Below are 13,196 nucleotides of genomic sequence, written 5' to 3'. Positions count from 1 at the left end.
TTTTTATGGGGTCAACCGGGGTTGCCGGCGGGCCATCTGAACGGTCGCATGTTCTAGGGAATTTGCAAAATCAGAAGTTGCCATAGCGGCAGTCAACGATTCGTGACCAACCGTGATTCCTGAATTGGTTAATGCCTTGATAAATCGCGTTTCAGCATCGGCTAAGCTGATAGACTGGTGTAAAAGGTCAGTGGTGGTGGTCATGACGGCCGGGTCCACGTCAGGGAAATCCCATACATTTTCTTCGCCTGCTAGGCCAGCTTGATAAAAGTCCCTTACCAGGTGACCACGGGCGGCTTGATTGCCATTTACGCCCAGATACAACATCGTCACTAACGCATGTGGACTACGTCGTTGGGCAATTCCAGCAATTTTAAGGCCATTGACGCTAAGGTCGAAGTCACCCGGACAGTAGGAATTAGTGATTTCATAGTGTTTCAAGGCTAGTTCCGGCCAAGCAGCGGCTACGAGAGCCATCATTTGGCTGTACGCAGCGTCCACACTGAGTGGGGGTGTAGTGAGTGGGGCAAATAGGGAAACGTTGAGGACGCCACCATCGCTAACGACAGCTAGACCACCGGAGTTCCGCAGAACCGCATCGTAGCCATGCCCCTGAACAGCTCTAATTGCGTCTCTAAGGTGGGGTAGCCGTTTGTCCTTCAGTCCCATGATTACGGTGGGCTGCATCGTCCAGAAGTGCAGAATGGGCGTCTGAAGCTGTGGTACGAGGTCCAGTAGAGCATTGGTGTAACCAAACGCCTGATTTTTTTGATTGGCCGGGATCGGCGTTGTCACGGTCTGAATTTTGTCTGTGGGGAGGTTAAAGGGAACCATCAAACCCGCCTTCTTTCGTACAATATCTTCAGTGTCCCATTATACTAGAAAACGTTTGCTACGTCATGGTCTGGACCATTCTTACTAAATACATAGGAATCACAAGCTCCGTCACGGCTGACAGAAACTCCGCAGCTTAGAATAAGGTCGAGCTTGAGGATTTGGTGGTTTTTCCAAGGCTTCAAGTTGTGCCCACCACGTTCCAGCTCCCAGAGAAGTGCCCGGTAAGGGGAAATTATACCTGTTGAGAAACGCATAAATAGTATGTTTTCATAGTTAAATGAACTATAATTAGAACAGACAATTCACGGAAAGGAAGTGTGCAAATGGATCAGTTATCAACGGGGGTGCCCGTCATGATTCACTTGGAAACGCACATTAAACAAAACGACGACGTTTCCGACTACCGCTTGGATGTGGATGGTCAGCTGGTTCAGATGGGGACTAACCTCTACCTGCGCTACCTGGAACCAAATAATGAGACCGGGGAACAGACACCAGTCACCATGAAATTCACGCCCGAGGGTGATGTGCATTTGACCCGTAATGCTGAAGCAGAGTTACGACTCCACTTTGTGAGCGGGAAGCGAGTTACAGCCCGGTACAACACACCTTATGGCATTATGCCGATTGAAACCGTTACGCCATTTTTGGAGACGAGTTTCAAGGAACGGCCGTTCAGCGGTAACGTTAAAATTGATTACCTCCTGTATGCGGGAGAAGAATTGGTTGGTAACTACAAGATTCGATTGCAATTTACGGCATAAACGAGTATCATATTTCGTAGACTGTGGAAAGGACGTGCACCAGTTTGGAATTAAAAGTCTTTGAGGGCCAGAATAAAAAGGAATTATCAATGATCGAAGTTGCTCACGCCATTTTGTCTCAGCACGGCGACGTGATGGGGTTTGCCGACTTAGCTAACGCCGTCCAATCATACTTGGGCGACAGCGACGAAGAGATTCGTGACCGGCTGTCCCAATTCTATACGGATTTAAATGTCGATGGTAGTTTCATTTCTCTGGGTGATAACCTTTGGGGACTGCGAACTTGGTATCCGTTTGAATCCATCGATGAGGCAACGGTTCACGCTGAAGAAGACGAAGATCAACCTAAGCGTAAGAAGCGTAAGAAGGTTAACGCCTTCTTAGCTGACACGACCGATGACGATGATGTGATCGACTACGATGATGATGATCCCGAAGACGACGACAACAGCACTTATGCTGATGACGACGATGACGATGATGACACCACCAGCGGCTCAACGCCAGACCTGGGCAAGCTCCAGACTGGATTGGGTATCGACGACGATGACGAAGAAGACGGTTCGGAAGATATTCCGGACGGTATCGAAGACCAACTTTCCCAAATGGAAACGCCGGACGACGATGACGACGAAAGTCTCGACTTCTCCGCTGACGATGACGAAGCCGATGATGATAATGAAGATGACGACGATCAACAGAAATAAATTTTCTAAGTTCGCTTGACCTCCTCCCCAAAAGCAGGTATCATATTTTTTGGGCTCCTTGCTACTTGTTAGTGAGGACAACTGGACGGTAAGCTCCCTATTCGCTAGGAATAGGGAGCTTTTTTTATGGTTTTCCAACCGACCCTAAATAATCTTACAAGGAGTTTGCACATGACCAAATATATTTTTGTGACTGGCGGCGTGGTTTCATCACTAGGTAAGGGGATTGTTGCCGCTTCCCTAGGACGGCTTTTAAAGAACCGTGGTTTAAACGTAACCATTCAGAAATTCGATCCGTACATTAACGTGGATCCCGGTACGATGAATCCTTATCAACATGGGGAAGTCTTCGTGACCGACGATGGGACCGAAACGGATTTGGACTTGGGTCATTACGAACGTTTCATTGACAACAATCTGAACAAATATTCCAACGTGACGACTGGTAAGATTTACTCTGAAGTTTTGGAGAAGGAACGTCGCGGTGACTACCTGGGAGCAACTGTGCAAGTGATCCCTCATATCACCGGGATGATTAAAGAAAAGATTATGCGAGCCGGCAAGACGTTGGGCGCAGACTTTGTGATTACCGAAATTGGTGGGACCGTTGGTGATATTGAATCACAGCCGTTCCTAGAAGCAATTCGTCAGATGAAGTCCGAAGTTGGTGACGAAAATGTGGTTTACATTCACACGACTTTGGTACCAACCCTGCACGCCGCACACGAAATGAAGACGAAGCCAACGCAACATTCTGTGCGTGAACTACGGAGTATCGGAATTCAACCCAATATTTTGGTAGTCCGGACGGAAGCTCATATTACGGATGACATGCGTCGTAAGATTGCCCTGTTCTGTGACGTACAACCTTCAGCGGTTATTGAATCGATGGATGTCCCAACAATTTACTCAATTCCATTATTGTTACAGAAACAAGGTTTAGACCAAATCGTCTTAGATCACTTCAAGGTGGAAGCACCCAAGGCTGACATGACGAAGTGGGCGGCAATGGTGGACCACATGCAAAACCTGACACGGACCATCAAGATTGCGTTAGTGGGTAAGTACGTTGGCTTACATGATGCGTACATTTCCGTGGCGGAAGCTTTACAACATGCCGGTTACCCGGTTGACGCCAACATTGACTTACAGATGATTGACGCTGAAAAGATTACGAAAGATACGGTCGCTGATATCTTAGGCGACGTTGATGGTGTCGTGGTTCCTGGTGGTTTCGGCGACCGCGGAATTGAGGGCATGATTACTGCCATCAAGTACGTGCGGGAACAAGACATTCCTTATCTGGGAATTTGCTTGGGGATGCAGATGGCCAGCATTGAATTTGCTCGCGACGTTCTGGGTTACAAGGACGCCAACTCAACGGAAATGGACCCTGAGACTAGCCACAAGATCATTGACCTGATGGCTGACCAGACGGACGTCCATGAAATGGGGGGAACCCAACGTTTGGGCTTATACCCTTGCAAGTTGAAGCCAGGTTCCAAGGCCGCTGCAGCTTACGATAACCAGGCGATGGTGGAAGAACGTCACCGTCACCGTTATGAATTCAACAACCAATACCGCGACGAAATGATTGCCAAGGGATTGGTCTTCTCTGGGACTTCTCCTGACGACCATTTGGTTGAAGTCATTGAATTACCAGAAAAGAAGTTCTTTGTGGCAGCCCAATACCATCCGGAATTCTTATCACGGCCAGAGCGGCCAGAAGGCTTGTTCCGTGACTTCATTGCCGCTGCTAGCAAGGAAGTTAAGGACTAAGTTTTAAATGACTTAATTATGAAATTGAGGAAGCCCCGCCACCAAGCGTTGATAAAACGCTTGGTGGTGGGGCTTCTTTTTGTCTGTAGTTCAGATATATTAATTTAAATTTGTAAACTTTACTTTATCAGGCAAGCTCAGTAGAAATACTAATTTAGAATTTGGTGGTCCATGATGGCTGACTTGTAAAATAGTTGTGACCATGATCTAGGTTGAAAAACGTCAATCTAAAGCCGGAGGCTGGTGGGGGGGCACGCAGTGTCGATGTCGTTAGTCGGGGTATTTTCCCGGCTTACGACATGGGCCGCACTGGGAAACCCACGGGTTGGGTGGGGTTCCCAGTCGCCCTGAAGACTCGTGCTTTTTTCGAGGCTTCAGGGGTTGCCCCACAGCGTGCCCCCCCCCACCAGCCGCAGGCGGCCAGTGCCAACACTAGTTATTTTTCAACAATACTAGCTACAGCGGCTTCGATGGCGGGAATCAGGGGACTTTGTGCATCGATGCCGGTTTCATCGAACCGGGCCTGCCACCAGCTCCGACGAATAGTTTGTACCTGGTCAACCACGGTTTCACCCGTGGCGGTCAGTGAGAGCAACTGGGCTTTACCGGCCCCGGCGGTCTTAGTCAGGTAGGTTAAGTTTTGGAGTTTATTGACCTCTCTAGTGGTCAATCCCTTGTCGATGACCAGTGATTTGGCCACCTGGTTCTGATTAATACCGGGCTGTTCGTGAATCGTGAGCAACACGCAGGCTGCGGTTGGGTTCAGCCCCAGTTCGGCGAACGCTTCCCGTGTATCTTTATAATATTTACGGTGCAGGATGGAAATGTCCTGAGCCAGGTAGCCTAAGTCTTTCATGTGAAACTCCTTTCGAAATGATGTGTTGACAAAACAACACAACCTGATTATCATAGTTCTATGTTGACTTGTCAACACGAACGGATTTTTAATTTAATTAGGGACTGTCTGAAAACTAAAAATTCAGGTATAATCTGAGGAAAAACGAATCGAGGCATTCCGATGACAACACCTAAACGATACGAACTGGAAGATGCTCAGTGGGACCGAATCAAAGGATACTTCCCACCATACCGGACTGGCCGTCCATCAAGCCTAGACAACCGTACCGCCCTCAATGCTATCCTCTGGCTCATGCGCAGCGGGGCTCCTTGGCGTGATCTACCTGAACGCTATGGCTCTTGGAAAACGGTGTATAGCCGCTTCCGAGCCTGGGTAAGTTCAGGCTTGTTCGAACAGGTTTTTCTCGAATTGATTGAAGATCCCGACATGGAAAACTTGAGCTTAGATTCAACGATCGTTCGAGCGCATCAAAAGGCCACTGGGGTAAAAAAAACGCCGAATGTATGGTCGAAAATCAAGCTATTGGACTAAGTCGAGGTGGCCGAACGACCAAGATTCACGCACTCGTTGACGGATTAGGGAATCCCTTGGGTTTTCGCCTAACAGGTGGTCAAGTACATGATAGCCAAGTTGCCAGTGAGTTGCTGGAAGGCTTCGATATTTCTCAATCAAATATTATCGCGGATAAAGCCTATGGCACCGCGAAACTTCGCCAGTATATTGAAGATAAAGCAGGCGTCTATACCATTCCGCCAAAGGAAAATACCAAAGACAAGTGGACCTGTGATTACCACGTTTATTGTGAGCGCCATTTGATTGAGAACTTCTTCAATCAGTTGAAGAACTTTCGTAGGATTGCAACGCGTTATGATAAGCTCGCTCATGTTTATCTGGCTACGGTCTACATTGCCTCAATTTGCATCTTACTTAAGTAGTTTTCAGACGGACCCTAGTAGAATAGAAGAAATTATAAAAAAGTGAGGTAATCTTCATGACAGACACGAAGACGGGCGCGCAAGCCCTAATCCAAAGCATGATCAATCAAGGAATCAAGTACGTTTTTGGGATTCCAGGTGCGAAGGTCGATCAATTGTTTGAGGGACTCCAGTATAGCAAAGATCCACGGACTCCTAAACTAGTTGTCACCCGTCACGAACAAAACGCCGCACTGATTGCTGCGGGAATTGGTCGTTTGACCGGCAAGCCTGGTGTGGTGGCCACTACCTCTGGTCCGGGTGTCTCCAACCTGACGACTAGTTTGATTACGGCGACGGCCGAAGGGGATCCCGTTATCGCCCTAGGTGGCCAGGTGCCGCAAGATGATTTAGCTCGATTGACTCATCAAAGTATTCCCAGCAAGGAATTGATGGATGCGGCCACGAAGTCTAGTGTGGAAGTTCAAAACGCTGACAGCCTGTCTGAAACGTTTGCCAATGCCTATCAGACGGCCGTTGCCCCAAAGGCGGGTGCAACCTTCGTGTCACTCCCGCAAAACGTGTTAGATGATGCAGTGACCCGTCCAGAAATTGGCGCGGTACCAGTGGTTAATCAGGGGGTTGCTGATGAAGCTACCGTAGCTAGTATCGTGACTAAGATTCAGGCCGCAAAGTTGCCGGTTATCTTGGCTGGGATGCGTGCTTCAGCCAACGATGTGACGGCAGCCATTCGGGACTTACTGAGACGGGTAGATTTACCAGTTGTTGAGACGTTCCAGGGAGCCGGCGTGGTGTCGCGTGATCTGGTTGCCAACTACTTTGGACGAGTCGGTTTATTTCGGAATCAAGTGGGAGACAACTTGCTGAAACGTAGTGACCTAGTGATTACTGTGGGCTACGATCCCGTGGAATATGAAGCGCGGATCTGGAATACCGACCGGACTGGTGAAGTCATCAGTTTGGATAGCGTGGTGCCAGAGATCACAACCGATTACCAGCCAGAAATGGTGGTGCACGCTGACGTTGCCAAGACCCTCGATGCCATTGCGACTAAGCTGCCTAGTGATTGGAAGTTGGCACCGGAAGTTCAGACTGAACTGACCGAACTTTGGCAAAAATTCACTGATCAGACGGAAGTACCAGCAGCAGACGACGCCCATGGCATCCATCCGTTAGCCATTATCAAGGCATTACAGGCCGCTGTGGATGATGACACCACGGTCACCGCTGACGTCGGTAGCTTTTATATTTGGCTGGCCCGATATTTCCGAAGCTATCAACCCCGGCATTTACTCTTCAGTAACGGTATGCAGACGTTAGGGGTGGCGTTACCGTGGGCCATTGCGGCCGCGCTTGAACGACCGGGTCAACTCGTCGTCTCCGTTGCGGGTGACGGTGGCTTCCTCTTTTCTGGTCAGGAATTAGAAACGGCCGTTCGCTTGAAGATACCTATTGTACAACTCATTTGGGATGATGGACACTATGACATGGTGCGGTTCCAGGAAATCGCGAAGTACGGTCACGATGCCGGCGTTGATTTCGGTCCCGTTGATTACGTAAAATACGCTGAGAGTTTTGGTGCCAAGGGCGTGCGCGTTGACCATGCCGCTGATTTAGTGGGTACGCTGGCTAAGGCGATGCACACTGACGGACCAATCGTGATTCAGATTCCGGTTGACTACCGTGATAATCTTAAATTGAAGTCCTTACTTTTGAAAGATGTTTTAAACTAAAGGAGCATGCGGAATGGATACGACAAAATTATTTCAACATGGGACGTTAGCCCTGTTGGTCCCGGGCCTTTTGACCGGAACCCTTACGATGAAGGAATTACTTCAACACGGGGACACTGGCATTGGAACTGGTGAAGGCCTGGATGGTGAGTTGATTATTTTAGAGGGTCAACCCTATCAGGTCAATAGTCGTGGCGAGGTGAAGGTCGTCGGTGACGACTTTACATTGCCATTTGCAAACAGTCACTTTGCCGACTACCAACCCCTAATGACGGTGGAAAATGCCAGCAAAACCGCGTTTAATCAACAGATCCTAGCGCTAAGCAAGCTGGATAATGCGTTCTTCTCGGTCAAGGCAACGGGAACCTTTACCAACGTGAAGACCCGGGCCGTGGCAAAGTCGAGCCAGCCTTATCAGTCCTTGGCAGAAACTGCTAAGAACCAGAGTGTTTTCACTCGGGATAGCGTTCAGGGAACTTTGATCGGCTACTATTCACCGCAGTTATTTGATGGCATTGCCGTCGGCGGTTTTCATCACCACTTCCTGGCAGATGATCGGAGCTTTGGTGGCCACTTGCTGGACTTTGAAACGGTGACTGGCGAGGTCAATGTTCAACCGTTCAGTACGTTGGAACAGCACTTACCGATTGATGATCCGGACTACCGCGCTCACGACTTTGCTGAAGATAATATCAAGGAAGACGTCCATCAAGCTGAAGGGTAAACCAATAATCATTAATTCAAACAGTGTCGCATTATTTCTCAGGATTACTGGGCATTAATGCGACACTTTTTTAGGATAAAATGGCACTACGTTTTTTGCAGTCGTGGGTGTATGCTTACAGTGTAAGCGGTGGCTATTTTTGATTAATGGCACAGTACATAATGACAGTTGGTAGATAGACCTTGTTCATCGTGTTATTGGGGCAGACAGGCCGTTTTTATTTTGCCAAAATATAAAGGAGAATGACAATGAAAACCAAGGTCAGATTAGTGGGGTTAGCATTGCTAGCCATGGTGGTCGTGAGCGGTTGCCATGCTAAACAGAATGCTAGCCAGTCGGAAACGAAGCTGGCTGATCAGCCCCAACCGTCCAAGTTGACGACGGCATTGAAGCCAGCTAGCCAAAAAGCGGCGGAGGATGCCGGTACGCAGAGTAATCACCAAGTGACCTATTCGCGGTTTTACTATCACCAAAACCACTGGCGGTGGGCGTTGACTACCAGGGGCAAGACGATTGTTAAGGGAATCGTAACGAAGAGCCAGAAGAAAGATTCTGACCAGAGGCTGACGATTAAGCGGAATAATGGTCAGAAGATGGCGTTGACCTTGTCGTGGCTGGATGGTGGGCTGCAATCTTACAGTCTTAAAAGCAGCACGCCTCAATTAAGTCGAAACTTTATTATTGGTGATGATGGAACGGCCTGGAAGAAGGGCGTTCCTTCAGAATTAAAAGGGACTTGGGAGACTGGTATTTATGATGCCAAGCGATTGAAGTTAGGCGGGAAGCTGAACGGTCGCAGTTCCTCGGTAGATAAACAGGCGCCTAAAGAAAAGACCTATTTTTATATTCTCGAGACGACTCTCGATGGCTTGAATAATAGTTATGATCAGCAAGGGAATAAGGTCGGTGATGGTGCTGGTTGGGGTGCCAATTCGAATGTGTCTTACAAAAAGTTGACTGGTGGGGATTACCTGCTGAAGTCATACTGGACTGGTCGAAAAGTAGCCCCAGATGTTTATCGAGTCAACCTGACTGGTAAGCGGTTGAAATTGATTGATACGTTGGGTGATACTCCGGTAATGACCCGAAAATCAACCAAGGATACGCCAGTAGTGGACGGTGAATCTAGTAGCTCTAGTGACAACGGTACTGACAACTCCAGATCCTCCACCACCGCTACGAGTGGCAGTGTGGATACTAGTAACTTAACAACGGCTCAGGTGAATGATTGGATTTGGACGAATATGTTAAAGGATGATCTTAAGGGCAATCCAGATAAATTTGCACAGAGCGACTATTTATTTTTACAAGATATGAATAAAAAAGGCAATTTAGATATTGAGGTTCATGAAAACCATTCAACCAGACGGATGCAAGAGGCTGGTGCATCTCCCGATGTCTCTCCCAGAGTGGCATCTTACGAAATTAATGCTAAGGGAGAATTGATGAAACAAGATATAGTTACAGGGAAATACAAAGTCGTTTCAACGCAATACGGCGAATAATTTTCAAGGATTAAGCTGACCGGCCAATAGGCTAGTTGTTACCAGCCAGCCTAATAAACAGAAAAAAACGACCTCCCCAACTAAGCGGGGAGGTCGTTTTAAGTGGATTTAGAAATTATTCAGAACGTAAGGCAGTTGCCGCGTCCTTCTTGGCCGCCATCCGTGCGGGGATGTGACCGCCTAACATCGTCAGGACGGTACTGATGATAATCAGGATAATACCGTGGACGGGGTTCAGGTGGGCCACGTTACTCAAGTCAGTGATACTCTTCAGCACCACGTTGATTGGGAACGTCAGTAACCAGGCAATGACGACACCCAGTGCACCAGAGCCAACACCCAGGATAAAGGTTTCAGCATCGAAGACGCGGGTAATGTCTTTCTTCCGGGCCCCTAATGCTTTCAGAATCCCAATTTCCTTGGTCCGTTCAAGCACGGACGTGTAGGTGATGATGGCAATCATAATCATACTGGTTACCAGTGAGATGCCGGCAAAGGCGACCAATACGTAGGTGATGGCATCCATCAACCCACCAGTCAGACTGGAAACGGTCCCGGCCATATCGGTGTAAATCACCTTGTCAGATTTGCTCTTACCTTGGTTGTACTTGTCGAGGTACTTCAACACCTTGTCTTTGTTCTTAAAGGTGTTGGGGTAGATCAGAATGCTAGCAGGTGTGGTGGAACCACCTAAGTAGCTGACCAACGATTTCTTCGTGGTCTTATCCACGCTTTGGCCTGTAATGACGTTGTCGCTGGCCTTCTTTTGAGCCTTAACAATCTTGGAACCTTTATTTGCTTGAATGATGTTTTGCGTTAACTTATCGCTGTACGCGATACCGGCAGCCAGAACGTTTTCAGAGGACTTAGATTTGACCTTTACGATACCGGCAACCTTCAACGTCATGTTGTGATTGTTGTTGTACAAGGTGTTTGTCGCCTTGTTTGGCACGTAGTTGCCAGTGGGGAGGCTTTGGTAGTAATCGTTGTTGTTGACGACCTTGATCTTAGTGCCCACGATATTACCGTAGCTAAACTTCTGGTTGTCTTTGGCAGTGTAACCCAGGTTCTTTAATGCGTTGATGTTGGTTGAGCCGTCGCGGTCAACGATTAAGATAATGTCGTTGGCACTCTTAGGATACGAACCAGAAACCAACTTGTAGTGTTTCTTCAAGAAGTTGGTGCCACCATCATTGGCACTGGGGTAGACGGAACCACCGACACCAGTGTTAGCTGCCATGGCTGATTGCATGGCACTAGGGCCGTTAGAGTTACTGTTATCGACGTTGGAGAAGGAGACCGTCTTGGCTTTACCGTCCACTTGACGCAACAAGTTCATCCCTGTCGAGTAAGTGTACGTCACATTCTTGCTCAAATTCTTATCGAGTTTTTTAACGTAGTTTAAGTAACCCTTGGTAAGCTTGTTGGTGTGAGTAGCCTTGTCCTGTTGGCTAACTTTAGCCGTCACGCGTTTAGCGTTGTTCGTCTTCACTTTGTCGTTGGCTTGGGTACCGGTGGTGCTGGTAGCAGTCTGTGAAATTGTGACCGGGAATTGGGCCAAGGTGTTGGCCTGAGTCTTGTTGATCTGCGTCTGGAATCCGTTGGACAGGGCCAAGACGACGGCAATACCGATGATGCCGATACTGGAGGCGAAGGCTGTCAAAGCAGTTCGCCCCTTCTTGGTCCGGATGTTATTGAAGGAAAGTTTCAAAGCCGTCCAGAAGGTCATCCGCGTTTTCTTCAACTTAAACTGTTCGGCATCTGCGTGTTCGCTGTAGGGGTTCGAGTCGTTTTGAATCTTACCATCGGCGAATTCGATGATCCGGTCAGCGTATTGCCGAGCCAAGTCGGGGTTATGCGTCACCATGATAACCAGCCGTTCAGCGGAAAGTTCCTTGATCAGCTGCATGATTTCGTTGCTGGTCTCAGTATACAGGGCACCAGTTGGTTCGTCACAGAGCAGAATTTCTGGCTCGTTGGCAATCGCCCGGGCAATGGCGACCCGTTGTAGTTGACCACCAGAAAGTTGGTTCGGCTTCTTGTTGATGTGTTCGGTTAGGCCAACGCGGTCCAGAGCCTTAAGCGCCTTTTCCTTCTTTTCTTGGTTGGAGACCCCACTCAGAGTCATCCCCATTTCAACGTTGTCGAGAATACTTAAGTGACTGATGATGTTATAGCTTTGGAAGATGAAACCAACGGAATTGTTCCGGTAAGCGTCCCAATCGGAGGCGGAGAAGTCTTTGGTAGACTTACCTTCGATGGCAAGGTCACCAGAATCATAAATGTCTAAGCCACCAATACCATTTAGCATGGTTGTCTTCCCGGAACCACTAGGGCCCAGAATGGCCACAAATTCTTGGGAACGGAAGGCCACGGAAACGTCATCTAGAGCCTTCGTGACGGAATCGCCCACGTGGTAGTACTTTTTGATATGTTTGAGTTCCAGCATTTGAAATAATCCTTCCAATTTTTGATTTTGGCTGTTGTTGCTTCGGTTTTTCTGATAAAATAGCATTATTGCAACACCGTGTCTTATATCATAAAAACAAATGGTCGACAGAACAAGCGTCAATGTTGACGGAAGTGTTGTAAACGCAACAGTTTTTATGAACATGTTGTTTTGATACTTACGCACGCCAGGTTTTGCGGTCCTTACCATACCATAGAAATAGTGGTGACAGCACGTAATATCTCTCGTGGTCGGGCGGGTGTGTGGCAAAATTAGGAGTGAAGATCTATGGTTGGTGTGAAAAATAATCGGCGCGCCCAGTATACGCAGGGGATCATTCAGCAAACGGTTCTGTCATTACTGGAAAGTAAACCGATTAACGCCATCTCGGTGACGGAGGTTTGCGCGCAGGCCGATGTGAATCGCACAACGTTCTATCGATACTATACGGACATCTACGATTGCGTTGCGAGCATCGAGAAGGACTTTGTATCGGCATTGAACCCGCTAGAGGGGGCAACGCCAACGCAGGCGTTAGAGCACCTATTAATGGCGTTCTATGAAGACAAAAAGTTAAGCAATTTGGTATTTGTTGAAGGCAAAACCAAACTATTGGAGCGGATGCAGGAACTAATGCGGCAAAATGGCCCGGAACCGCCACTGATTGACGATTACCAGGGCACCTACATTGGCGCCGGTTTGCAAAGTATCCTAAAAAAATGGGTCAAAGCTGGGATGCCTGAGACACCCCAGCAACTGACCCAAATTATTATTGACACCATTCTAGCCAGGGACCTAGATGACCTACGAGACCAGGTCTTGTAGTCGCTGAATATTACATTTTGCGTGAAATGCTGGGAAACAGTTGTCTTTTTGCCTGGTATTATTTATCATGGTATCTGAC

Annotated in this window: 11 protein-coding genes; 8 read left to right on the top strand and 3 right to left on the bottom strand. The window is 48.1% G+C overall.

What is annotated here, in order from left to right; genetic code table 11:
- Positions 1-3: 3 nt before the first annotated feature.
- Positions 4-834, bottom strand: coding sequence for a lipoate--protein ligase family protein (locus tag AB3Y94_RS05655; protein WP_367295378.1), 831 nt, complete (start codon positions 832-834; stop codon positions 4-6).
- Positions 835-1,160: 326 nt separating this feature from the next.
- On the opposite strand from AB3Y94_RS05655, the gene AB3Y94_RS05650 reads away from it, so the two are divergent.
- The 3 genes from AB3Y94_RS05650 (at position 1,161) to AB3Y94_RS05640 (ending at position 4,087) form a co-directional block, all read left to right on the top strand.
- Entirely contained in the window at positions 1,161-1,601 is a 441-nt protein-coding gene (locus AB3Y94_RS05650; protein ID WP_367295377.1) for a DUF1934 domain-containing protein, read from the top strand.
- A 44-nt stretch (positions 1,602-1,645) separates the two neighbouring features.
- Positions 1,646-2,308 carry a DNA-directed RNA polymerase subunit delta gene (rpoE, locus tag AB3Y94_RS05645; RefSeq protein WP_367295376.1) on the top strand — a complete coding sequence of 221 codons (663 nt, stop codon included), beginning with the start codon at positions 1,646-1,648 and terminating at the stop codon, positions 2,306-2,308.
- Between the two features lie 171 nt (positions 2,309-2,479).
- Positions 2,480-4,087 carry a CTP synthase gene (locus AB3Y94_RS05640; protein WP_367295375.1) on the top strand — a complete coding sequence of 536 codons (1,608 nt, stop codon included), beginning with the start codon at positions 2,480-2,482 and terminating at the stop codon, positions 4,085-4,087.
- A gap of 436 nt (positions 4,088-4,523) precedes the next feature.
- On the opposite strand, the gene AB3Y94_RS05635 is transcribed toward AB3Y94_RS05640, so the two are convergent.
- Positions 4,524-4,943, bottom strand: a complete 420-nt coding sequence (locus tag AB3Y94_RS05635) for a MarR family winged helix-turn-helix transcriptional regulator (RefSeq protein WP_125694056.1) — start codon at positions 4,941-4,943, stop codon at positions 4,524-4,526.
- A 162-nt stretch (positions 4,944-5,105) separates the two neighbouring features.
- On the opposite strand from AB3Y94_RS05635, the gene AB3Y94_RS05630 reads away from it, so the two are divergent.
- From AB3Y94_RS05630 to AB3Y94_RS05615, 4 genes are all read left to right on the top strand, one after another.
- A protein-coding gene (locus tag AB3Y94_RS05630) for an IS5-like element ISLpl3 family transposase (protein WP_367295374.1) occupies positions 5,106-5,881 on the top strand; the annotation gives its coding sequence in 2 pieces (ribosomal slippage) (positions 5,106-5,430 and positions 5,430-5,881; 777 coding nt in all).
- A gap of 56 nt (positions 5,882-5,937) precedes the next feature.
- The gene (alsS, locus tag AB3Y94_RS05625; protein ID WP_367295373.1) at positions 5,938-7,614 is read left to right on the top strand and encodes an acetolactate synthase AlsS; all 1,677 of its coding nucleotides are present in this window, start codon (positions 5,938-5,940) and stop codon (positions 7,612-7,614) included.
- Positions 7,615-7,627: 13 nt separating this feature from the next.
- A complete protein-coding gene (gene budA, locus AB3Y94_RS05620) occupies positions 7,628-8,338 on the top strand; it encodes an acetolactate decarboxylase (RefSeq protein ID WP_367295372.1) in 711 nt (236 codons plus the stop codon).
- A gap of 248 nt (positions 8,339-8,586) precedes the next feature.
- The gene (locus tag AB3Y94_RS05615) at positions 8,587-9,843 is read left to right on the top strand and encodes a hypothetical protein (RefSeq protein ID WP_367295371.1); all 1,257 of its coding nucleotides are present in this window, start codon (positions 8,587-8,589) and stop codon (positions 9,841-9,843) included.
- Between the two features lie 115 nt (positions 9,844-9,958).
- Here the strand turns inward: AB3Y94_RS05615 and AB3Y94_RS05610 are convergent, their stop codons facing one another.
- Positions 9,959-12,292 (bottom strand): ATP-binding cassette domain-containing protein, encoded by a 2,334-nt coding sequence (locus tag AB3Y94_RS05610; RefSeq protein ID WP_367295370.1) that lies wholly within the window; start codon positions 12,290-12,292, stop codon positions 9,959-9,961.
- Positions 12,293-12,580: 288 nt separating this feature from the next.
- On the opposite strand from AB3Y94_RS05610, the gene AB3Y94_RS05605 reads away from it, so the two are divergent.
- The gene (locus AB3Y94_RS05605) at positions 12,581-13,117 is read left to right on the top strand and encodes a TetR/AcrR family transcriptional regulator (RefSeq protein ID WP_367295369.1); all 537 of its coding nucleotides are present in this window, start codon (positions 12,581-12,583) and stop codon (positions 13,115-13,117) included.
- The last annotated feature ends 79 nt before the right edge of the window (positions 13,118-13,196 follow it).

The organism is Levilactobacillus yonginensis (assembly GCF_964065165.1).
GTDB lineage: Bacteria > Bacillota > Bacilli > Lactobacillales > Lactobacillaceae > Levilactobacillus > Levilactobacillus yonginensis_A.
Note: the sequence above shows the minus strand (reverse complement) of the source record. Positions and strands in the feature narration are given on the sequence as shown.